This window comes from Pseudomonas sp. IT-P258 (assembly GCF_949767825.1).
Classification (GTDB): domain Bacteria; phylum Pseudomonadota; class Gammaproteobacteria; order Pseudomonadales; family Pseudomonadaceae; genus Aquipseudomonas; species Aquipseudomonas monachiensis.
In genome coordinates this window covers 434,978-458,063 of sequence record NZ_CATKPU010000054.1, presented here as the reverse complement: position 1 = coordinate 458,063, position 23,086 = coordinate 434,978, and the positions used below count along the sequence as shown (strand labels likewise).

Genomic DNA, 23,086 nt, shown 5'->3' with positions numbered 1-23,086 from the left:
GTCGGTAACGGCACAATGGGGCCAATATCTTAAGCTGGTATCATTCAAGGCCTGACATACCGAGTAGAAAAAATGAATCGTCAAAAGAAATTAAAGCAGCTGTTCAAGGCTAAGGCCAAAAAGGCCAGTGCCAAACTGGCACCGAAGAGCAAGGATAAATACATTTGCAAAGCGGACCGATTGAAGCTGGCTGCACAAACCACTGACGAGTCAACCATCGCCTCTGAGAGCTGATTCAGGTCGGACCGCGTAGACGTGGTCGAACCCTTCCTCCAGGTCGAAGACGCTTCGCGGCTTTGAATGACCAGACTGCCTTGCTACATTTGACCGATCACTTCGGGACAATTTCTGCCGTCTCGAAAGGTGTCAGGCAGCCGGTCATTTGAGTCGGCAACGTCAGGGGCCTTTCACAAAAACACTCACCCGAAATCTCAAGCCCCCGGTTCTTCTGAACCTGGGGGCTTTGTCATTCATCGCTCCTGCATGAGTGTGCGTTGTTTCGCCACGGACCTAGCGGATACCGGCACCCGCCATGGACTCTGGTACCCACTGCGCCGTCGATAGCGGCTCGATGTAGCGGATGCCGCCATGCGGGCCCACCACGCCATTGATGTTATAGGTGCCTTTCGACAGGTCGTAAGTCATGAAAGGAGTGGCGTCCGGTACCTGCTGGTCGTAGCTCTGGCTGAAGAACGCGAAGGAACCGCGGTATAGCTGGCCACTGGTGTCGTACTGATCGGAGGCGACCGCGGCCCAGGTGTCTTCATCGAGGTAGAAGCGGCGCTTCTGGTAGATGTGCTTGGCCCCAGGCTTGAGGCTGCCTTCCACGACGTAGACCCGGTGCTTTTCCCAGCGTACGAAGTCCGGGGCAATGAAGTTGGGCGTGGTCAGCGACTTGGCAGTGCGAGCGTAGGTGAGTTTGTAGGTGTTGTAGGGCACGATCATTTCCTGCTTGCCCACCAGCGTCCAGTCGTACAACTCGAGCGCGCGGGCGGTACCGGGGTTGGGGGTGTCGTAGGCCAGGATCGAAATCTGTTTGACCCGGCGCTGGGCAGGCATGTACTGCCAGGCGCGGCCAGGGAACTGCGTCGGGTTGGTGGCGTTCTTGAGCATGATCGATTCGCCGGCCCGGCGGGCAGGTCCGGTATAGGACAGTTTCAACTGATAGTAGATGTCGGAACTGTTGAACGGCTTCGACAGGTTCTCGTAGATCGGGAAGGAGATGAATGCCTCGCCGGTCACCGCCAGGCTCGGTACGCCCGCCGTGTCGACGCTCCAGGAGTCGTACTTGGAATGGATGTTGACGCCCTGGTAGCGCAGCAGGAAATTCCACATCGCTTCGGCGCCGGATTGCGGGATCGGGAACGGCACCCCGGGCATCACATTGTCGATGGCGATCCCGCCATTGAGAGACCTGGCGTTGGTGGCATTCTTGCGGCTGTTGTCCAGGATCGCCTGTGGCAACGATGCCGTGCGGTGGGTCGGATAGACGTCAATGCGAAAGTCGGGATAGCGCTTGGCCAAGGCCACTGTGGTGGCGGTCAGCATGCCTTTGTGCGCGTCGACGTTCTTGCCGTTGATCACCAGCAGCGGTTTTTCGCCCGCAAAGGGGTCCGGGCGCATGCTGTCGCCGGCCTTGAAGCTGGAGGGGGCGGTGGTCAGGCCACCGTTGTAGGGAGGAATGGAACCGTCGGCATTACCGGCCTTTTCGGCTCCCACCCACGTCAGGCTGGTGCCCAGCCGGGCGGCTTCATGGCTCGACACATAGGCTTGGGCATCGATGGCCAGCGCCATGAGGGGTACAGCAGCCAGAAGACTTTTCACGAATTTCATATTGTTATTCTCCTGCCTGGCGTACCAGGCAACTCGTGACTCAGGCGCAGCAGACGCTCACGTCGACTCATCGCCAAAGACCTTTTCAGTACTGCCATTAAATAGCTCCCGTATCAGGGGCACTTTTCATTCGACGACAACCCCTTGGCTATTGATGACAGGCCCGGGCGGTCCCGGCGGGCATTCGATGGGGAGAGTGGCCATCAGTTGTTTGTATTTTTCAGCGGAATCATCGGATTACCGAATGGTCATAGTTACGGCTGAACACTGCCCGGATGAAAGACTCGAGCAGCCATGACCCTTCCATATCTCCGACGTTTAGGACGTTTTTTATGAATCGCGCAGTAATCTTGATCGTGGCCATTTCCAGCGCCGTCTTGTTGGGAGGCTGCGGCCCGCATTGGGATGACGGAGAACGGTACGGGCGGTATCACGATCATGACCATCGACGGGGTTACGACCACAGAGGGGACGATGATCGGGGTTATTACCGTGACTATGATCGTGGTGACTATGATCGCGATCACCGTCGCTACCGTGATCGCGATGACAACGACGACTGATACGTTAGCTTCGAGTGATAGACGCCAGGTTTGGACAACACAGCGAATAATTTGCAGCCCGTCTCAGACCTGGCACTAAATTGAACAAATTCATTGAAAAAAACCGCCATAAGCTTTAAACGGAAAGTCAAATGGCACATTGAATGCATTCAGCCAGTGAGTTTCAGCAGTTTTGGCTCAGGGAGCGCTGATGAGTTTTCGTACGTTGACCGGCCCCCCGCGGCAATCGAGCAATGACGCAGTTGCCGCATTTCACCCTCCAGGGAACCCGGATACTGTCGGTATGGCTTGCGCCGGCAACGACGACAGGATCGAACAACTGCTGGATTCGGCGCGCAACTGGGACCATACCACCGCGTGGGTGTTTTACCGTGCCGGTGAACAGATGCTTCGGGTTGGCCAGGGCGACCCACGGGTACCGTGGCCTTCGAGTGTTGCGAATGACGAGTTCGAAGCCTTTTGCCTGGCTTCGAACCTGCACCGCTGGCCCACCGGCAGGGGCGAAAGTGAGCTGGGTTGGCTGCTCGCACCCGTCGACGATGCGACGCAACCGGCACTTGCTGAACTTGCCCTGCGCCTGGGCATCGAGCTACAGACCAATACCCTGGCCCGTGCGCAGATCACTCAGCGTGTGCTGTATGAAATTACCTACCTGGCCAGTTCGACCCGTGACCGCTCAGAGTTCCTGGTGGGGGCTCACCGGCTGCTGGCCAGCCTGATCGACGCCGAGAACTTCTATCTCGCCTTGTATAACCCGCACACTGGCAAGATCGACTACCCGTATTACGTCGACATCATCGACGTTGATGCCCTGGAATCCGAAAACTACGAATACCTTGACCCTTCGCGCCTGTCGCTGACCGGCCAGGTGTTGACCACGGGCCAGCCGTTGCTGATCGATGCCGCCGGGATTCTTGCGGCCCAGGCCGAGAACCGTTTCCACTGCGTGGGTGATCGTCCCGAGTTCTGGATGGGCGCGCCGTTGAAAAATGCCTCGGACGAGGTGTTTGGCATGCTGGCGATGCAGGTCTACGACGTTTCTCGCATCTACAGCGCCGAAGACCGCGCGCTGTTCCTGGTGGTCGCACGCCACGTGGCCATGGCGCTGGACCGGATTCTGCACCGGGAGGACCTGGAAGAAACGGTGTTACGTCGCACCCTGGAGCTTTCGGCAGTCAATGACGCATTGCGCCAGGAAGTCACAGACCGGGAGCGTGCCGAACATCTGCAAGGCGCGCTGTTCCAGATTGCGGAACTGTCGAGCCAGCCGGGTGACATGGCCGAGTTGTTCCAGACCCTGCATGGCATCGTCGGTGATCTGCTGTTCGCGCAGAACTTCTACATTGCGCTGTTTGACGACGGGACCGGCGAAGTGACGTTTCCCTATTACGTGGATGAACGCCAGACCACTTGCCCGGCGGCACGCCGAGGCCGCCGGGGCTTGACCGAGTACGTCATCCGTCAGCGCCGCCCGTGCCTGATAGATGTCGGCGAGGCAGAACGATTGTCCGCGCAGGGTGAAATCGAAATTGCCCATGAGTCCGTGCGCTCCTTCTCCTGGCTGGGCATCCCCTTGTTCGAAGGCGACGTGGTGCGTGGTGTGCTGGCGGTGCAAAGCTATACCTCGCAGGTGCGCTATACCCTGCGCGACCAGGAACTGCTGACCTTCGTGTCGCGGCACATCGACACAGCGTTGTCGCGACGCACGGCCGCCGAAGCGATTCATGCCGCCAACCTCAAGCTCGAAGCCAGGGTGCAGAGCCGCACCCGCGAACTCGATCACGCCAATGCCAAGCTACAGCACGAAAACTCCCACGATGCGCTGACCGGGCTACCCAATCGCACCTATCTGCAGCAGCGCCTCAACCTGGCCTGGTCACGGTTCGGCAGCGAAGGCGGGCACCTGGCGGTGATGTTCATCGACCTCGACCGCTTCAAGATGGTCAACGACAGCCTCGGCCACCATTTTGGTGATCTGCTGTTGATGCAGGCCGCCCACCGCTTACGCGGTTGCCTGCGCGACACCGACATGCTGGCGCGCCTGGGGGGCGACGAGTTTTCGGTGATGGCTCCCGAGGCATCGCTGGAGGTGGTGATTGAAATCGCCGAACGGATCCTGGTGGCATTCGACCTGCCGTTTTTCATCAATGGCCATGAAGTTTTTTCGTCCTGCAGTATCGGTATCGTCAGCGCCGACAGTCAGTTCCATCACGAGCCCGCCGACTTGCTGCGCGATGCCGATGCGGCGATGTACCGGGTCAAGAGTGCCGGGCGCGACAGCTACGCCGTGTTCAACCAGGAAGTGCGCCGTGAAGTCTCGGACCAGGTCGAGCGAGAAGGCGCCTTGCGCAACGCGCTCAAACGCACCGACGAACTGCTGCCGTATTTCCAGCCGATCGTCAGCATCGAAACCGGTGAACTCTTGGCCCTTGAAGCGCTGATCCGCTGGCACCAGCCGGGCGGCCGGGTGATCGCACCGGGCGAGTTCCTGCCGGATGTCGAGGGGTTGCGCCTGATCGGTCGACTGGACCTGTACATGCTCGCCAGCATTGCCGCGATCCTCGCACAGCCCGAACACGCCGACTGGCCGCCGGTGCACGTCAATTGCTCCAGCTACAGCATGACTCGCCCCGAATTCGCCGGTGAGGTGCTTGCACTGTTGGCGCAGCACCGGGTTTCGCCATCGCGAATCTGCCTGGAGTTGACCGAAGGGGCACTGGTCGCCGAACCGGCGATTGCCCGACAGACCATGCAACAACTGGCCGACAACGGCATGTCAGTGGTGCTCGATGACTTCGGTGCAGGGTTTTCATCCCTGAGCTATGTGCATCAATACCGTTTCAGCGGCTTGAAAATCGACAAGTCGTTCATCTTCGAACTGACCACCAGCCCCCGCAGTCGCGCGATTGTCCGGGCCATTGTGCGAATGGCCGAATCGCTGGACCTTAGCGTGGTGGCCGAAGGCGTCGAGGATCAAGCGACGCTGGAGTTGCTGCGTGAAATGGGGGCAGGGCAGGCCCAGGGTTATCATTTTGCCAAGCCGATGAGCTTAAAGGCGCTCTTGGCCAGTCCACTGCTCGGTCGCTAGAGGTCACCACTGTCCGCTACCTGGAGAGTCCAATGCCGCCCATCATCACGCGCCTGGGGGCGCTGCTGATTCTTTGCCTGGCGCTTGATGTGACAGCCCAGACCAATGCCTGCCCGGCTGGCGAGAAACAAGTGTGCCTGGATGGCTGCATCTGCCTGCCAGACGTGGTGCCTGATGGCATCTACCAGATCGCGGCGCCTGCCCTGGCATTGTGGCTGACCCAGGCCCGTGCTGAAGCAGCGAACGCCGGCACCCAAGCCATTCCACCGCGCATCCGCGAGCAGTTGCTGCATTGGTACGAGCCCGGCGTCCTCGATACCGCGCGCTACAGAATAAGCGACAACGGCCAATTCAACGCCGCCACTGCCATGCTGCAAAACCCCGATGTCGGTGCCGTGACACTGATCGATATCATCCTGTTCCGGGACGCTCAATCCGCAGAACAGGACATCGAGCTCTGGGCTCACGAACTCAAACATGTGCAGCAGTATCAGGAATGGGGGGTGTCGGGATTTGCCCAGCGGTATACGCAGGATTTCAATGCGGTAGAGGCGCCGGCTTATGCCATACAGGCTGAGGTCAGGCGCTCGGTGCGGGCGGGGGTTTACTGAAGGGCAGCGTACTCAAGACCAGGGCCGTCGCACTGATCGAGGCTCCCAGCAGGCAAACGGCAGTCCAGCCCCATAGCGCATACACCTGCGTCGCGGCAGCGGCACCCAGTGCGCTGCCCACCGAGTAAAAGCACATGTAGGCGCTGACCATGCGACTTTGGGCGTCGGGCCGTGTCGCGAAAATCAGGCTCTGGTTGATGACGTGTACGGCTTGCACCGCGAAGTCGAGCAGTATCACCCCGCAAACCAGCGCGATCAGCGAAGACTGCGCAAAGGCGATGGGTAGCCAGGACAGCGTCAGGATCACCAGCGAAATGCCGGTGACCCGTTGCCCCAGACCCTGGTCGGCCCAGCGTCCGGATCTTCTGGCAGCCAGGGCACCGGCGACGCCCGCCAGGCCAAACAGCCCGATGACCGTGTGTGATAGCGACAACGGAGGAGCGCTCAACGGCAGCACCATGGATGTCCATAGTACGGAAAACGCGGCAAAGATCAGCAAGGCCAACAGCCCCCTGATTCGCAACACCGGTTCGGTCATGAACAGCGTGAAGAGCGAGCGGATGAGTGCCGGGTAAGTGTATCGACTGCGTGGCGTTGCTGCGCGAGGCAAGACTTTCCAGAACACCGCCGCAAGGGTCAGCATCAATCCCGAGGAAACGAAATACACGGCGCGCCAGCCTGCCAGATCGGCGATCAGCCCGGAGGTGAACCGCGCCAGAAGAATGCCCAGGACAATGCCACTGGTCACGGTCCCCACGGCCTGGCCACGTTGTGCCGGCGTTGCCAGCGCGGCGGTGCAGGCCACCAGCACTTGAACCATCACTGCCAGCAAACCCACGGCGATCATGGCCCCCAACAGGGTCAGCCATTGCTGTGCGGCGCCGACTCCCGCCAGTGCAATCGCAGACAGCAGCATTTGCGTCAGAATCAGCCCTTTACGGTTCAACAAGTCGCCCAAAGGGACGATGAACAGTAACCCCAGCGCGTAACCGACTTGAGTCGCCGTCACCACAAACCCGATCATTGAGGGGGCCACATCCAGGCTCCGGGCCATTGAATCGAGCAAGGGTTGTGCGAAGTAGACGTTGGCGACGGCAAGTGCGCAGGTGACAGAAAACACAAACGTGAGTTGCGCAGAAAGCTCCGACGCCTGCGCGGCGAAGGGAAGGGTGGCTGAATCGATATCTGCTTTCATGTGAGCCTCCGTGGCGCTAAACTGGTTTCAATTAGCAACTTGATTCAATTGTTATCGAATCAGGTTTCATATTGCAACCACATTGTTCAATACCAGACGACTGAACTGGCCGTCCTTATCCAAAAAGGTAAACACCATGGCCGCAGACCCTTCACCGCAAGGCAGCGAATGCCCGGTAGCACGAACACTGGAAGCCATTGGGGATCGTTGGTCGCTGATGATCATTCGCGACGCGTTCGACGGCATTCGCCGATTCAGCGAATTTCAAAAAAGCCTGGGGGTGGCCAAGAACATTCTGGCATCGCGCCTGAAGACGTTGGTTGAGGTCGGTGTGTTCGACGTTCAGCCTGCGTCCGATGGCAGTGCCTACAAGGAATACGTCCTTACGGAGAAAGGACGGGAGATCTTTCCGGTGGTGGTCAGTATGAGGCAGTGGGGCGAACGGTTTATGTTCACGCGGGAAGAGACGCGCTCGGTATTGCTGGACAATGAGTACGGCCAGTCCCTGATGCCGATTGAAGTTCGCTCCGCGAGCGGTCAGAAACTTGGACCGTCCGACTGCCACCGAGTGAGGGTGGTTGCCGACGAGTCTTGAATCGAACGGTTGAAGGCGAATCAGTCGAGCAGCGCCACCAATCGTGGTTTCATTGTGGGCGGCTCGAGCGGCACTGTGGTTCCAGACATCAAGGGGATGTCTCCTGCACCGGGCATTGTTGAACGAAACGGTCGATCAACCACCTCGCCGCCGGCCCCGGCGGCAGATCCCCGGCAACGGCCCTGACGGCCTGGCAGGCGCTGACCGAGCACGCTGGCGTGCAACGTCGCCAGAAAGTGTTGATCCATGCCGCGGCCGGTGGCGTGGGCAGCATGGCCGTGCAGATTGCCAAGTACCTGGGCGCCGAAGTCTACGCAACGGCCTCGGCACACCATCAAATCCCTGTGTTGGGTGACGAGTGTTACTCGCGTTCCCGATCTACAGCACGCCTCACCTGGTTCAACAGGTGATCGACATCCTCGGCGGTGGTGGCGAACGAGGTGACGAAGCGAACGACATTCGGTCCCCAGCGATCATGGTAGAACCCGAACCCGGCCTTTAGCAGGGCACCGATCATTGCCGAGTCCAGCCGACAGAACAGGATGTTCGCCTCGGTGCCGCCGAGTACCTCAACCCCGCTCAGGCCAGCAAGTCCCTGGGCCAGGCGCTGGGCGGCAGCGTTGGCCTTGCGTGCGTTGTGCAGCCAGAGATCGTCGGTCAGGTACGCATCGATCTGCGCCGATAGAAAACGCATCTTGGAAGAGAGATGGCCTGCGCGCTTACGCCGGTAACTCATCTGGGTGGCGAGGGAGGTGTTGAACAGCACGATGGCTTCCGCCGCCAGCGCGCCGTTCTTGGTGGCACCGAATGACAGGGCATCCACGCCGGCCTTCCACGTCATCTCGGCCGGGGAGCAGCCAAGCGACACCAGGGCGTTGGCAAAGCGCGACCCATCCATATGCAATCCCAGGGAAGAGGACTTGCAGACGTCACCAATGGCTGCGATTTCGTCCAGGGTGTAGAGGCTGCCGACTTCGGTGGCCTGGGTGATGCTGACGCAAGCGGGCTGGGTCGTGTGCACGTCGCCGACTTTGTCGCGGGTGCGCTCGCGCAGTCGGACGATATCCAGCTTGGCCGCCGGGCCGTCGACGGTCATCAGCTTCGCGCCATTGGAAAAGAACTCCGGCGCGCCGCATTCATCGTTGTTGATATGGCTGGCCGGATGGCAGTAGATGTTGCCCCAGGGTGGCGTCATCGCACTCAGGCAAAGTGCGTTGGCGGCGGTGCCGGTGGGCACGAGAAAGACCTCCACGTTGCGTTCGAAGATTTCACAGAACTTGCGCTGGACCTGCGCCGTCAACTCGTCGGTACCATAGGGACTCGCCTGGCCCGAGCTGTGTTTGACCAGGGCTTGTACCACCTCCGGCGAAGCACCGGCGATGTTGTCACTTGAAAAACCCAGCGCGGGCGGTCTGTTTGTTTCAGCGTTCATCATCCAGTTCTCGGCTGCGCAGGCGAAGGTGTTTCGCCCGGATTGGCGCATCCTATGGAGAGGGAAGGTTGTTGCGCTTGTAAAAAATTGACAGCTGAAGGCCTAAGTCCTGTAGCGCGATGGCGCGACGCCGAATGCCTGCCGAAAGGCGCGGTTGAAATGGCTTTGATCATAGAAGCCGACGGCGTGGGCGACCTCGACGATGGGTTGCGCGCTGCGAGAGAGCAGACCACAGGCCCGTTCGAGACGCAGGCGAAGCAGCCACGCGTGGGGCGTCATGCCGACCGTGCGCTTGAACTGCTTGAGAAACGGGAAACGGCCCAATCCGCACAGGCCTGCGAGATCATCAAGGGTGATTCGCTGATCGATGTGACTGAAACAATAGTCCCTGACGCGAGACCATTGCAGAGGCGACAGGGTGCCGGTAATCGTTTCGGGCTTGATCGCCCGTGACTGGCTCAACAACTGTTCCAGCAGGGTGAACCATTGCGTCTGCACCGCGAGGCTGCCGGGGCCAACGCACTGCTGCATCGCTTCGTGCAAGCCGCGCAGGTTGCCTTCAAGCCCCGGGTCTTCGAGCAATACACCGGCCAATTCAAGCTCTTTCGGATGACCGCTGATTTCCTCGGCCAGGCTCGCGACCAGCGCCTGGGACAGGCGGAATGTCTTGAGCGTATAAGCGCCGCCGCCCTCGGACACGCCATCGTGAATTTCACCCGGCGGCATCAGGGCAACACCTCCTGGTCCTAAAAGAAACGACTCGCCTTTGGATCGATGGCGCTGGATGCCCTCGGAGACAAAACCAATGTGCAAATCGAGGTGGTAATGACGATCGAAACCGACATCCGCAAAACGTGCGGACCCCAGCACCAGGCCTGGTACTTCGGAGACGTGATGGTACTGGGCATGCTCAGTCATGAAACCCGTTCAACAATCGGCGAGGAGGGCGAGAGACTCAAAGTCTAAGTGTGTCAGAGGTATGGATCCATGGGTAGCCAACAACTGGCCTGAAGTTGTGCATGAGTCATTGAGTGTCAACCGAACTTGCTCGGCATGATGATGTTGCGCAGCTTGTCCGCTGCGCAACGTCCAGTAGCTGCCGCTAGCTTTGTGGCACCCCCCGCGCTTAGTTTCCGGCACCCTCGACATACACGTTCATGCCTTTTCTCTGCATCTGGGTCTGTGTAATCTCCTCGATTTTTCCCGAGCGAATCTCCGTCTCGCCAGCGCCTCCGCTCCCGGCACCCACCGCGGCACAGCCGCCAAGCACCAGTCCAAAAAGCGCTAACGTCAGCCAGGAAGCCTTACCGATCAAGACGAGCCCGCTCCCGCAGGGTGTGCGCTCAACCCAAGCCTGTGAAATCGCTGGCGTGCAGTTCCTGGACGCCCACCAGTTGGATTTCGAATTCCGGGGTGGCGTCGGCGTTGACACTGCCCTGGAGAACGCCATCGGCAAAGCGCAGTTGGCCGGTGGCGTTGGCCGGGTCGAAAGCGTTGCTGCCAATGAAGGTGAAGGCGTCGACAGCGGTGGTCAGCGGCTTGGCGTCCAGGCCGGTGAAATCCAGATGATCACCCTCGGTGCTCTTGAAACCGTTGATCACATCGCGCAAAGCCCCGACGCCCATGTCCGACAGCGCACTGAACGCGAAGGTATCCGCGCCAGTGCCACCGGTGAGGTTGTCGGTGCCTGCACCGCCGATCAGTCGGTCATCGCCCGAACCGCCCACCAGCGTATCGTTGCCCGCACCACCGTTCAGAACGTTCGCGGCGCTGTTGCCCGACAGACTGTCGGCGTAGGCGCTTCCCGTCAGGTTTTCGCAGAACTTCAAGGTGTCGAGCCCGGAGCCCGCGGTGTTTTGTTGCGCCGAGGTCGAGAGGTTTACGTTAACGCCGGACAGGGCGCGCGCATAAGACACCGTGTCAGTGCCATCGCGCCCGTCCAGCACGTTGTTGCCGGCTCCGGCGAACAGCGTGTTGTTCAGCGCGTTGCCCGTGCCATTGGCGGCGCCAGTGCTATCGATATACAGATGCTCGACGTTGTCGCCGAGGGTATAGGCTGCCAAGTCGCTGTGCACACGGTCGCTCCCTCCAGACACCGCATTGCTGTTGGTCTCGATCACGGCGTCATCGGCGTTGTCGACATAGTAGGTGTCGTTGCCATCGCCGCCACTCATGCTGTCGGCCCCGGCGGCACCGTCGAGCACGTTATTGGCGGCATTGCCGGTGATGAAGTTGTGCCGCTCATTGCCGGTGCCGTTGATGTCCGACACGCCGCTGAGCACCAGGTTTTCCAGATTGGCGCCCAAAACCCAGCTGACCGAGGCTTGCACCGTATCGATCTGCGAGACCGAGGTGCTGGTTTCCACCACGCGGTCCAACGCGTTGTCGACCACATAGATATCGTTGCCATTGCCACCGGTCAGGGTGTCGGCGCCAAGGGCTCCATCCAGTGTGTCGTTGCCCGAACTGCCCGCCAGGGTATCGGCCTGGTCGGTACCGGAAATCATGTTCCGGGCGTTGTCGAAAATGTCCTGCACGCTGTTGTTGTCGTTGGGGTTGCCCTGCAAGCCAAGGTCACCGGCAATGTAGTCGGCCAAACGCTGGCCGACGATCTCCGCCGACTCCTCGTGCAGGTGCCAGACGTCGTCGGGATACGTCAGCGGATCGACTTCGTGGCGCAAGGGGAGGTCGGTGTAGTCCACCGCCAGCTTGACGTCGACGCGCTCGGCGGCGATGGCTTCCTGGGCGGCGCGGACATAACCAGCCCCCTCGACGATGGAGGCAATTTTTTCCTCTGAATAACCACGGGCCCGCGCCGCGTCCTGGTCGTAGTGACCGGTTTCCATCAAGTACACGCTGAAGTTGCCGAACTGGGCATGCAGGTAATCAAACACCTGCAGGGTCGCGGCCTTGTACGCCGCTGCTGCTGCAGCTTTGTCCGTGGCGCGGCCGATCTCCTGGGCGGCTTCCTCGCCCTGGCCCCAAATGATGCCCATGGTGACGTTATTGATCGATTGCAGTTCGCTGAGCTGGCCTCGCAGCAGCGTTACGGCGCGCAATAACGCAGCGCCGGGCTGGTTGGTGTCGGTCAGCCACCAGCACAACTCGAGCTCCCCGGCGCTGAGTGTCGACAGGCCGGTGACCGTGCTGCCCCCCACTGCGATGTCGATGCCGTTGCCATCGGCGTCGGTGAATTGGCTGCGCACATCATAGGGGGTGTAGCGGTCCAGGTCGTTGACCAGCATCGAGGTGCCGGACTGACCGTCGTCCTCGGTCATGCGCAGCAGGCGCGCATTGGATTGGCCGAGGGTGGGCAGGTAGAGAATGTCCTGCCGGGGGCTCTCGCCGAACACAAAGTCGCTGGCGGTCAGGGTGTTGATGTAGTTGCCGTTGAGGGCGATTTCAAAACGATTGCCATCGGCATCCGCTTCGGCGGACTTGATGTAGGTCTTGTCGCCGGCCGCGTTGAGGGTGATGTACAACGTGCCATTGTTGCCATCGCCGAGGCCGATAATACCCAGGCCTGAAACATCGATCTTGTCGACGCCCGCGGTGAAGTCATAAATCGTGTCGGTGGCCGAGACACCGCCGGTGTCGTAGTCACGGTAGCTGTCGAGCACGTTGCTGTAGCGGAAGGTGTCGGCACCGTCGCCGCCGTACAGCGAGTCGCGTCCGGCGCCACCGTCGACGATGTCCGCGCCGGTGCCAGCCTTGATCGTGTCGTTGCCACCGAGGCCGAGGATCAGGTCCGCACCCGCCGTGCCGTTGAGGGTTTCGGCGTTGTTGGTGCCGGTGATGGTATTGGCGGGTACATCGGCCACGACAAGGGTGAAGCTATCACTGACCGATGCTCCGGCCGGGTCCGTGGCCTTGACCAGCACGTTGTAACTACCGGACGCGGTGCTGGGCGGCGTGCCGGTGAAGGTCAGGTTGGCGGCATTGAAGACCAGCCAGCCGGGCAGGGCGCTGCCATCGGCCAGTTTGGCGGTGTAGCCGAGGCTGTCATTGTCCGGATCGGTGAAGCTGGTCGCTGGCACCACGTAACTGAACGGGGTGTTTTCGGTCGCGCTCTGATCCAGCAGCGGATTGGCCAGCACCGGTGCCTGGTTGGTCGGTGCCGACGTGGCGAAGACGAAGTTGGCGCTGGTCAGCTTGTCGAGGTAGTTGCCGTCCAGCGCCACTTCGAAACGGTTGCCATCGGCGTCGGCGGCCAGGGACTTGATGTAAGTCTTGGTACCGGTACTGTTGAGTGCCAGGTACACGGTATTGTTCTTGCCATCCCCCAGGCCGGTGAACCCCATGGCCGAGAGGTCGATCTTGTCGGCGGTGATATCGAAATCGGTGATCAGGTCGCCAAGGTTGGCACCGCCGGTGTTGTAGTTGCGGTAACTGTCCAGGCGACTGGAGAACACAAAGACGTCCGCTCCGGCACCTCCGGTGAGGGTGTCCATACCCGCGCCGCCGTCGAGCCTGTCGTCGCCCGCGCCGCCACTGAGGCTGTCGTCGCCCGCGCCGCCACTGAGGCTGTCGTCGCCCGCGCCGCCACTGAGGCTGTCGTTACCCGCCAGGCCGAGCAGGGTGTCGGCCGAATCGCTGCCCAGCAGCGAGTCGCTGGCGCCGGTGCCGGTGATCACACGATTGAAGATGAAGTGGCTGGCGGTCAGGGTGCCGGTGAGGTTGCCCGAGAGAATCAGTTCGAAGCGATTGCCGCTGGCATCGGCATCATAGTCCTTGATGTAGGTGCGGTCGCTGCTGGCGCTGTAGCTGACCTGCAGGGTGCCGCCACGGCCATTGCCCAGTCCTGTGAAGCCGAGGCCGGCGAGATCGATCTTGTCCTGGGTGACGTCGAAGTCGGTGATGGTGTCATCGAAGCTTGTGGTTGCGTTGCGGTAACTGTCGGACTGAGCGGTGAAACGGAACGTATCGGCGCCGGTACCGCCGGTGAGTTTGTCGATGCCTGCACCCCCCACCAGAATATCGCCACCGGCTCCGCCATTGAGGGTGTCGTTGCCGGCAACGCCGTAGAAAATCTCGCTGTCGGCGCTGCCCAGCAGGGTGTCGTTGCCGGCCGTACCTTGCACGATGGTCATCGGCACCGTGGCGCTGACGTAGCTGCCGTCGCCATAGATCAGCGTGGCGCCGCTGCTGGTGTGACTGATGGTGTTGCCAATAATGGCGTTGCGATCAGTGCCGTCTTCATTGCGCTCCGCGACGCCGTAGGTCGACAGGTCGCTGCCGCTGATGAGGTTGCCCTGGATGGTGTTATCGCTGCCGTTGAAGTACTTGCCGGACACGCCCAGGGTGTCGTCGTAGGACTGGATGATGATCTCTGGGACGGGGCTGCCCAGGGAATTGTTGTTGAGCGTGTTGTCGATGATCTCGACGTGGTTGCTGCCGTAGATGCGCACACCGGCGCTGGCGTTGTCGTGAATGTCGACGCCGCTGACGGTCACCTCGCTGGACAGCTTGATCAGCACCCCTTCGGCGCCGTTGCCGTACACCTCGCCACCGGTGATGGTGATGTTGCTGGGGGAGGGGATGTCCTCGCTGCCGCGCTGCACCACGATGCCAGTGCCGCCGTTGTTGTAGGCAACGTTATTGGTGAGCGTGAAGTCGTGGGTGCTGGTAACGATGTTGAAACCGTGCCGGTCGTTGTCGTACGCGACGTTGTTTTCGAAGGTGCTGTCGCTGAGGAAGTCGGCAACGAAACCGTCCAGGCCGTTGCCGTGGGACACGCTGTTCTTGATGACCATGTTGACGGTCTGCTCGTGGGGGTCGAAACCGTACCCGGAGCAATCCTTGATCTCGACGCTGTCGAGGGTGACGTTGGAGTCGTAGCCCGCTTCGCCTGGAATGTAGCCGTTGAACCAACCGTCGATCTTGCCCGTGGTGTTGTCACGGTTGCCGTCGATGGTGAGGTTGCTCACGCCGAAGTCGTGGGTTTGCTCGCCGTAGGCGGAGCGGATGACTCCGGTGATCTTGGTGTCGGAGCCGTCAGCCACCTTGACGGTGGTTGCGCCCATGCCGTCGCCGTACAGGTAGACGTTGCTCTTGAGCATCAGGCAGCCGTCGGAGGGTTCCTCACCTCCCGAAACGATATAAGTTCCGGTCGGCATGTACACCTGCCCCCCGCCTGCAGCGGCCGCCGCATTAATTGCATTTTGTATCGCCGCCGTGTCGTCAGTGATGCCATCTCCTTTGGCGCCAAAATTTTGTACATTGAAAATCATGAGTTTATCTCCGTATCAGGCGAAAACCTCGGTAGTGCCAATATTCAATCGACAGCTAAGGCTTTATGACCCAACGGAGCGCAAAAGTTGCGACCGCATATCGGGGAAACGTCAAGAAAACAGAACCAACTGATTAGCGGTTATGAGATGTTTCGAAAAAATAACGTTTTGTTGACGCTCGCTCGGTAGCGAGGTTGCAGTGGACCAGCCAAGGAGTTGGCGCAAAGCAGTGTGGAAGGTGCCTGGAGGATCCTGGGCGATTCAAGTGGGCCTACGTCTTCGGGTCGACAGAAACGCGTCACAACCCATGACATTGATGTTTGAGCGTCAACTGCGGTTTTTGGGGATGGTATTGCCCATCCGCGAATTCCACCGATGATCGTTAAGAGTGGGCTACTGCTACATACATGATTTAGCTTATGGGCGATGACCGATGTTCATAAGCGGCTGTAACCCCGGGTTTTGAGACCCGTTAGCCCGAAACCGGGTTAGAGTGTTCATCAATCTCTGTTCATAAGGGGCCCTCCACTCGATTCGCGTAGTTGCGCCAAAGGGTTCCAGCGAACGAACAGGGCAAAAAAACCGTATATCAATCGTTATGTGAAAAATGAATCGTCCGCTGTTTGTTTCTCTGGATGGGCCCAAGGGAGCCGGCAAAACCACACTGTTGGAGGCCGTCACGAAAGTACTGAGGGCAGGCAACAAAAAAGTGATCCGACTTTGCGAGAAAAAAAGCGATCCCTATAGGGGTGAAACAATGACCCTCGTGAACAAATTCGTCAGAAATCCCACCCGCGATTTGGAGTTGGAGGTTTGTGAGCGCTTTGCTGATAGCCGTACCTGGATTTCCCGGCACGTGCTGGCTAAACAGCCACCAGGCAGCATCATCTTGATCGATCGCTGGTACCCGTCTGATGCCGCGTTTCGCCGGATAGTCCCGTTTGCAGAGATTCTACAGTTGAACATCGATCGAAACGTGCGAGTGCCAGACCTGCATGTCGGGGTTGTCACCGCCCCTGAAATTTCATGGGCGAGGGCAGCGGCACGACGGCGTGGGCTGAGCAGTACCGTGATCCATAAGCTGGAAGAACATGTCGCTTGTACCAAGGCGTTCGAGCAAGCGACTGCAGATCACGGCTGGGTTTTATGCCGCAATGAAGGAACGATAGAAGACGCAACGATGCAGGTTATTTCTGAGATCTATAGCGTCCTTCGATGTTAGCGAAGTCGCCAACAAACGCCCCGACATGTTCGGGGCGTTTGTTTTGTGCTGGAAAAAAGCCTTTCAGCCAATTAATACCATCAATAGGTGAACATCAGCTGTAATGACTTGCCGAGCCAGCAGCGGGTTTGAGTTTCCTGGTATGGGTCAGCTGATAGGCAATCGCCAGCCATATGAACCACCCTGGCATGACCATCAAGGCAATACGGGTGTCAGGTCTCAATGCCAGCAGGCAGAGAACGAAACCCAGAAACCCCAAGGAAAACCAGGCCATCGGCACGCCGCCCGGCATCTTGTAGGCCGATATCGCATGTAAATCGGGTCGTTTTTTGCGATAGGCAATGTACGACGCGAGGATGGTCGACCAGGTGAAAATCACCAGGATTGCCGACACGGTAGAGACGATGGTGAACGCGGTCATGACTTCTGGAACGATGAACAGCAACAACACGCCTACCAGCATCAACAGTGTGGTGAACGCCAGGCTCAGCAGAGGCACGCTATTGCTCGACAGACGTCGGAAAATCCCCGGAGCGTTGTCCTGATTAGCCAATCCAAACAGCATGCGACTGGATGAAAATACGCCACTGTTGGCCGATGAGGCGGCGGATGTCAGTACCACGAAGTTGACGATGCCGGCTGCTGCGGGAAACCCTGCAACCAGAAACAGTTCGACGAAGGGGCTCTTGTTGGGCGAAACCTGTTGCCAGGAAGTCACTGCAATAATGCAGGCCAGTGCCAGCACATAAAACAGGATGATTCTCAGCGGAATCGAGTTGATGGCTTTAGGCAGGGTCTTCTCGGGGGAGCGTGTTTCGGCGGCTGCAGTACCGATCAGCTCGGTGCCCGCAAATGAGAAAATCGCCATCTGGAACCCGGCAAAGAAACCGAACAAGCCGTTGGGGAAGGCGGCCTGTTTATCCAGCAAGTGGTTCAGGGATGCGGTGACGCCACTGGGTGAGACAAAGGAGCTGGCAATCAGGACCATGCTGACGCCAATCAGGGTGACGACGGCAATGATCTTGATGATTGCGAACCAGAACTCCACTTCACCAAAGAGCCTGACAGTCAGCACGTTCAAGGCAAACAGTGTTATCAGCATACCGATGGCCGGTATCCAGGCGGGTACGTCGGGGAACCAGTACTGGAAGAATCCGCCGACCACCACTGCATCACCTATCACTGCAACGCTCCAGCTTAACCAGTATGACCAGCCGAGAAAGAATGCTGCGCGTGGGCCAAGGTAGGCACCGGCAAAATCCGCGAAGGTTTTGAAGTTCAAGTTGGAAAGTAACAATTCGCCCATGGCGCGCATGACGAAGTAGACGAACAGACCGATGATCATATAGATGAGGATGATCGACGTGCCGGAGAGGGCGATGATCTTGCCGGACCCCATAAACAGACCGGTACCGATGGCGCCTCCCATGGCCATTAACTGAATGTGACGATTGCTGAGCGTGCGCTGCAGCGCGGGCTGTTCAACCCGCTCGGACGGAGTCGATTTCATTACAAAACCTCTTGATTTTATGTTTTTGAGTTTTGGCAGAAAGTGGGTGTCTAGCGTTCTTGTTAGAGATCCAACGGCTACTGACGATGGTGGGTTGCGGGTGGCAGGGTTTGTCGTCCACTCACAGGGTGAGTAGCTCCCCGGCACTTTGCTCAGGGGTATCACCAATGGCTATCAGCTCACTGTGCGTAGGCGCGAGGGGACGATTGCTGGCGGTTGATCAACCAGCTGGTAGAGGTTTTTTATGTTGTCAGGCGTCGGCACCAGATGGATGCGCTCTCCGATGGCATGCTCCCGCGCCAGGTCATGCACGTAGCGCAGTGACGAAAAGTCTTCGAGGGCAAAACCCACCGAATCGAACACGGTGACCTGTGCGTCGTTCTCGCGGCCCGGGGCTTCGCCCTGAACAATCCGGAAGAATTCGACGACGGGAGAGTCGGCCTCCAATTGTTGAATATCGCCTTCAATTCGGGTTTGAGGTTCAAACTCAACGATGACCCGGGCGTTGCGCAGGATGTCGGCGTGCAGTTCGGTTTTCCCTGGGCAGTCACCACCCACGGCATTGATATGCATGCCGGGCTCGATCATCTCGGGCGTCAGAATCGTTGCATAGGTTTTGTCTGCGGTGACCGTGGTGACGATGTGCGCGCCCTTGACCGCTTCCTGTACCGAGTTGGCCAGAATCACCTCAATATCCGGGAACGCTGACAGGTTGTGCTTCAACTTGAGTGAAGCGTCGCGATCGAGATCGAAAATGCGGATTTGCTTGATGGACAGCATTTCGTGGAAGGCGAGGGCCTGAAATTCGCTCTGGGCACCGTTGCCGATGATTGCCATTGAGGTTGCACCGGGGCGGGTGAGAGATTGTGCGACCAATGCGGAAGTTGCTGCCGTGCGCACAGCTGTGGTCAGCGTCAGTTCACTGAGTAAAGTGGGATAGCCACTGTGGACATCGGCCAGGACACCGAAGGCCATGACCGTCAGCATATTGCTTTGACCGTTGCCCGGGTGACCATTCACGTATTTGAACGAGTACTGTTGGCCATCGTCGGTGGGCATCAACTCGATCACACCGTCGGCCGAATGATTGGCGGTACGGGGCGACTTATCAAACTGTGCCCAGCGCAAATAGTCCGCTTCGATATAAGTGGCCATTTCGCGGATTGCCCGGCGAATTCCCACCGTGGCGAACAGGCGTGCAGCATGATCGACGTCTATAAAAAGAGTCATGTTTTTATTCTCCGATTCAATAGTTGAAGCGTTGCGATTCAGGGGATGACTCAGGGGCGTTTGCTCTCGTAGCCATGCAGCACGTTGACCGCATTGATCCCGATCTCATCGACCATGTAGCCACCTTCCATGACGAACAGGGTGGGGCAGCCGACGCTCGCGATCAGCTCTCCGATACCGATGAAGTCTTCGCTTTCCAGCAGGAAGTGGCTGATGGGGTCGTCCTTGAACGTGTCGACGCCCAGTGAAATCACCAGCACTTCAGGGGCGAACTGCTGGAGTTTCTTACAGGCGTGGAGCAAGGCGTTGCGATAACTTTCCCAGGTGGTGTTCTTCGGCAGCGGATAGTTCAGGTTGTAACCTTCGCCCTCGCCTGTGCCGGCTTCGTGGCTGAAGCCTGAGTAGTACGGGTAAGACACCGCCGGTTCGCCGTGCAGCGAGACAAACATGACGTCACTACGCTCGTAGAAAATGTTCTGGGTGCCATTTCCGTGATGAAAGTCGACGTCCAGTACCGCGACACGATTGGCACCTTGGGTAATGGCCTGTTGTGCAGCAATGGCGGCGTTGTTGAGATAGCAATAGCCGCCCATGTATTCACGCGCTGCGTGATGGCCGGGCGGTCGGCACAGGGCAAAAGCACTGTCATGGCCTTCATCGATCAGTGCCAGGCCGGTGAGCGCGATGTCTGCACTGGTTTTCACCGCTTGCCAAGTGGTGGCGGTAATCGGGGAGCCGGCGTCCATGGCGTAGAAACCGAGCTTGCCGTCGATGAACGTCGGGACTTGCTCGTTGGACAGGTCACGCACTGGCCATACCAGCGGTAGGGCGTCGTGCGTACGTCCGGTGGCGCACCATTCAGTCCAGGCGCCTTCTAGAAAGCTGACGTAGCGCTCGCTGTGCGCATTGACATAACACGACCGGTCAAATGCTCGCGGTTCGACGATCTGGCCAAGGCCTACCTGCTTGACACGCCTATGGACGGTATCGGCCCGACTGGGCTGTTCGAACGATGGCTTGAGCACGCCGTCTTTCAATTCGGTGCCGTGGTGCAAGCGGTGAGAATCACTGAAAACTGTAAACATTCTGCGCATCCGTTAATGTGAGCCAGTGCAAGTATTCTGTTCCGGCCGGGATGCGCTTTCTTTGCTTTGTTTTCGTGGTTTGCTAGATTGTTCGGGCGTTTTTACTCTGGAATGGCGTAATGCAGAAAAAATTATCCAAAAGCATCAGTCTCGACGATACCGACTTGGCAATCCTCGCATTGCTGCAAGAAGATGCGAGTATTTCCAACGCTGAGCTCAGTGAGCGCTTGTCGTTAAGCCTCACACCTTGCTGGCGGCGGCGTAAGAGAATGGAGGAGGCGGGTGTGATCAAGGGCTATCAGGCGAACCTTGATCGACGAATGCTGGGGCTGGATATCATGGCGTTCGTGCACATCCGTTTTTCCACCCACGCCGATCACGCTCCGGACGCCTTCGAGGCGGTGATTGCGCAATTGCCCGAAGTATTGTCCTGTCACAAGATCACCGGCGATGCCGATTACGTGCTGCAAGTGTTGGCAGAGGATCTTGATAGCTACAGTGACTTTATCGAGCAGGTGCTCAGGCGTCAGGTGGGTATTGCGTCCATCCAGTCCAGTCTGGCTTTACGCGAGGTCAAGACCAGTAGCCGTATAGCGATACCCAAATCGAGCAAGGAGTGAATGGGCAGGGGTAGATCACCTTTTGAAACCCTGCCTTTGACGTAGCCCCGTTGTAGTCAACCGACACACTGGAGCCTGCTTTAATGCCACGGTCTCCATAAATCGACTCCATGACCAACGCATGGTAGTGCGCGCCAGATCATCTTCTGTAATATGCAACGCACATCCCACTATGAGCGTTGAAAATGGAATTTCACTCGATTCTTGCCTTTACCCTGGTCGCTGCAATTGCCATTGCGAGTCCAGGACCTGCGACCCTGATGGCGATCAACAACAGCTTGGCCCACGGACAGCGCAGCGCCGTGTGGTCGTCCCTTGGTAATGCCAGTGGCCTGTTCTGCCTGTCGGCCGCTGCCATGTTGGGGCTGGGGGCGTTGCTTGCCAGTTCCGAATGGCTGTTCAATGTGGTGAAGATCATCGGTGCCGGCTACCTGTTCTACCTGGGGCTAAGGCAGTTGTTCAAAAAGAGCCCGATGCTCGCGGAAGGTATGCAGGATGGCTCGAAGAAGAGCAGGCCCACTCGCTTAAAACTGTACAAGTCGGCTTTCCTGACGGCAGTGACCAACCCTAAGGCGACGATGTTCTTCACTGCGCTGTTCCCGCAATTCATCGATCAGAGCGCGACGTTGCTGCCGCAGTTCCTGATCCTCACCTCGATCTTCATGGCGTTGTCGGTTACGTCGCTGAGCCTGTATGCCGCGCTTGCCTCCCGGGCCAAGGGCGTGCTGACGCGGCCTGATTTGTCCCGGTGGGTTAGCCGGGTGGTAGGGTCGACGTTCATCTGCTTCGGAGCCGCCATCCTGACCATGCGTCGACAGGCTGCATAAGAGAAGGGCGGCTAGTCGCTCGTTCGGGCATCACCGAATTAACTGAATCTCATAGCGATGCCCTAACCACCAATGGACAATCAACGGGCTGGGCTCCCGATACGTCGAGGGTCTCGATCAGGTGCCGGGCAGCCTTGCGACCGATCTCGTAGTACGGTAGTTGCACCGTGGTCAGCGGCGGGATGAACAGCTCAGCAATACCGATCATGTTGTCGTAGCCGAGCACGGCGACATCGTCGGGAATTTTCAGGCCACGGCCCAACAACAGCTGATAGGCACAAAAGGCAATGCGGTCGTTGCCACAGATCAGAACATCGAACTGGGGACGACCTTCGATGATGTGCCGGTCGAGGATGGCTGCGGTTTCACCATAGGCATCATGATCGGAAAGGTCGTATTGCAGCAGTGCGTCAGGCGCCAGGCCGAATGCCTGACAGGCACGCTGCAGGCCTTTTTGTCGCAGGCCCCAGGCCAGGCTCTGTTTGGGCAGATTGATACACAGAGGGCGTCGATAGCCTTGGCTCAACGCGTGATGTACGGCGCGATACTGCCCCGATTCGTCGTCCGGCACATAACTGACCAGGTGACTGTCATCGGCCAGGCAATTGGCGAGGACCAGGGGTTTGCTCTTCAAGCGCTCGGGAATGCTCACCTGGCGAAACCCCATGGCGCTGAAGATCAACCCGTCGGGACGGTGCGACAACATCAGGTCGATGTTCTGGTCGGTGGGCGGATTGCTCAACAGGTTGAGGATGAAGACATTCCAGCCGGCTTGCTGTGCGGTCTGTTCGATGGACAGCAACAGTTCGACCGCGAACGGTGTGGTCGCGGTGTCTAGCGCGAACACTCCGATGGTTCGCGACTGGAGGTTGTCGCCGCGCATCTTGCGCGCCGACAGGCTCGGTACGAATTGCAGTTCATCAATGGCGCGACGCACCCGCTGAAGGGTTTCGGGACTCAGTTTTTCCGGATTATTGAGCGCTCGAGAAACCGTCATCAGGGACACGCCGGCCAGCTGTGCAACATCTTTCACTGAAGTCATGCG

Annotated in this window: 17 protein-coding genes and 1 pseudogene; 9 read left to right on the top strand and 9 right to left on the bottom strand. The window is 58.9% G+C overall.

The annotated features are described in order from the left end of the window. Positions 1-72: 72 nt before the first annotated feature. Entirely contained in the window at positions 73-234 is a 162-nt protein-coding gene (locus ACM6G4_RS20580; RefSeq protein WP_414914492.1) for a DUF2986 domain-containing protein, read from the top strand. Positions 235-510: 276 nt separating this feature from the next. Here ACM6G4_RS20580 and ACM6G4_RS20575 read toward each other — a convergent pair whose 3' ends face one another. Beyond that, positions 511-1,833 (bottom strand): DUF1329 domain-containing protein, encoded by a 1,323-nt coding sequence (locus tag ACM6G4_RS20575; RefSeq protein ID WP_414914491.1) that lies wholly within the window; start codon positions 1,831-1,833, stop codon positions 511-513. A gap of 332 nt (positions 1,834-2,165) precedes the next feature. Between ACM6G4_RS20575 and ACM6G4_RS20570 the strand changes: the two genes are divergently transcribed. From ACM6G4_RS20570 to ACM6G4_RS20560, 3 genes are all read left to right on the top strand, one after another. After that, the gene (locus ACM6G4_RS20570; RefSeq protein WP_082562964.1) at positions 2,166-2,396 is read left to right on the top strand and encodes a hypothetical protein; all 231 of its coding nucleotides are present in this window, start codon (positions 2,166-2,168) and stop codon (positions 2,394-2,396) included. Between the two features lie 190 nt (positions 2,397-2,586). Then, positions 2,587-5,484, top strand: a complete 2,898-nt coding sequence (locus ACM6G4_RS20565) for an EAL domain-containing protein (protein WP_414914490.1) — start codon at positions 2,587-2,589, stop codon at positions 5,482-5,484. Between the two features lie 32 nt (positions 5,485-5,516). After that, positions 5,517-6,095 (top strand): DUF4157 domain-containing protein, encoded by a 579-nt coding sequence (locus ACM6G4_RS20560; protein WP_414914489.1) that lies wholly within the window; start codon positions 5,517-5,519, stop codon positions 6,093-6,095. Here ACM6G4_RS20560 and ACM6G4_RS20555 read toward each other — a convergent pair. After that, a complete protein-coding gene (locus ACM6G4_RS20555) occupies positions 6,064-7,290 on the bottom strand; it encodes an MFS transporter (RefSeq protein ID WP_414914488.1) in 1,227 nt (408 codons plus the stop codon). The two genes, ACM6G4_RS20560 and ACM6G4_RS20555, sit on opposite strands and share 32 nt — an antisense overlap. 136 nt (positions 7,291-7,426) lie before the next feature. On the opposite strand from ACM6G4_RS20555, the gene ACM6G4_RS20550 reads away from it, so the two are divergent. Together ACM6G4_RS20550 and ACM6G4_RS20545 are read left to right on the top strand one after the other, a co-directional pair. After that, complete coding sequence (locus ACM6G4_RS20550) at positions 7,427-7,885, top strand: winged helix-turn-helix transcriptional regulator (RefSeq protein ID WP_414914487.1); 459 nt, start codon at positions 7,427-7,429, stop codon at positions 7,883-7,885. A gap of 170 nt (positions 7,886-8,055) precedes the next feature. After that, positions 8,056-8,220, top strand: a pseudogene (locus tag ACM6G4_RS20545) (NADP-dependent oxidoreductase); the annotation flags it as partial. Between the two features lie 26 nt (positions 8,221-8,246). Here ACM6G4_RS20545 and ACM6G4_RS20540 read toward each other — a convergent pair. The 3 genes from ACM6G4_RS20540 to ACM6G4_RS20530 all read right to left on the bottom strand — a co-directional run bounded on the left by ACM6G4_RS20540 (position 8,247) and on the right by ACM6G4_RS20530 (position 15,547). Next, positions 8,247-9,317 (bottom strand): threonine aldolase family protein, encoded by a 1,071-nt coding sequence (locus ACM6G4_RS20540; protein WP_414914486.1) that lies wholly within the window; start codon positions 9,315-9,317, stop codon positions 8,247-8,249. Positions 9,318-9,419: 102 nt separating this feature from the next. Beyond that, positions 9,420-10,235 (bottom strand): AraC family transcriptional regulator, encoded by an 816-nt coding sequence (locus ACM6G4_RS20535; protein ID WP_414914485.1) that lies wholly within the window; start codon positions 10,233-10,235, stop codon positions 9,420-9,422. Between the two features lie 425 nt (positions 10,236-10,660). Further along, positions 10,661-15,547: a M10 family metallopeptidase C-terminal domain-containing protein gene (locus ACM6G4_RS20530; protein WP_414914484.1), complete on the bottom strand. Its 4,887-nt coding sequence runs from the start codon at positions 15,545-15,547 to the stop codon at positions 10,661-10,663. Positions 15,548-16,154: 607 nt separating this feature from the next. On the opposite strand from ACM6G4_RS20530, the gene ACM6G4_RS20525 reads away from it, so the two are divergent. Beyond that, positions 16,155-16,769 carry a dTMP kinase gene (locus ACM6G4_RS20525; protein ID WP_409079234.1) on the top strand — a complete coding sequence of 205 codons (615 nt, stop codon included), beginning with the start codon at positions 16,155-16,157 and terminating at the stop codon, positions 16,767-16,769. A gap of 94 nt (positions 16,770-16,863) precedes the next feature. On the opposite strand, the gene ACM6G4_RS20520 is transcribed toward ACM6G4_RS20525, so the two are convergent. The 3 genes from ACM6G4_RS20520 to ACM6G4_RS20510 form a co-directional block, all read right to left on the bottom strand. Then, on the bottom strand, positions 16,864-18,279 hold the full coding sequence (locus ACM6G4_RS20520) for an amino acid permease (protein ID WP_414914498.1): 1,416 nt from the start codon (positions 18,277-18,279) through the stop codon (positions 16,864-16,866). Between the two features lie 174 nt (positions 18,280-18,453). Further along, positions 18,454-19,509: an ornithine cyclodeaminase gene (locus ACM6G4_RS20515; RefSeq protein ID WP_414914483.1), complete on the bottom strand. Its 1,056-nt coding sequence runs from the start codon at positions 19,507-19,509 to the stop codon at positions 18,454-18,456. 50 nt (positions 19,510-19,559) lie between these two features. Beyond that, positions 19,560-20,594 (bottom strand): histone deacetylase family protein, encoded by a 1,035-nt coding sequence (locus ACM6G4_RS20510; protein WP_414914482.1) that lies wholly within the window; start codon positions 20,592-20,594, stop codon positions 19,560-19,562. Positions 20,595-20,713: 119 nt separating this feature from the next. Here ACM6G4_RS20510 and ACM6G4_RS20505 point away from each other — a divergent pair, with 119 nt between their 5' ends. Both ACM6G4_RS20505 and ACM6G4_RS20500 read left to right on the top strand, forming a co-directional pair. Continuing rightward, positions 20,714-21,214, top strand: coding sequence for an Lrp/AsnC family transcriptional regulator (locus tag ACM6G4_RS20505; RefSeq protein ID WP_414914481.1), 501 nt, complete (start codon positions 20,714-20,716; stop codon positions 21,212-21,214). 185 nt (positions 21,215-21,399) lie between these two features. Further along, on the top strand, positions 21,400-22,041 hold the full coding sequence (locus tag ACM6G4_RS20500) for a LysE family translocator (protein ID WP_056724897.1): 642 nt from the start codon (positions 21,400-21,402) through the stop codon (positions 22,039-22,041). 49 nt (positions 22,042-22,090) lie between these two features. Here the strand turns inward: ACM6G4_RS20500 and ACM6G4_RS20495 are convergent, their stop codons facing one another. Then, a complete protein-coding gene (locus ACM6G4_RS20495) occupies positions 22,091-23,083 on the bottom strand; it encodes a LacI family DNA-binding transcriptional regulator (protein WP_223541187.1) in 993 nt (330 codons plus the stop codon). Between the last annotated feature and the right edge of the window lie 3 nt (positions 23,084-23,086).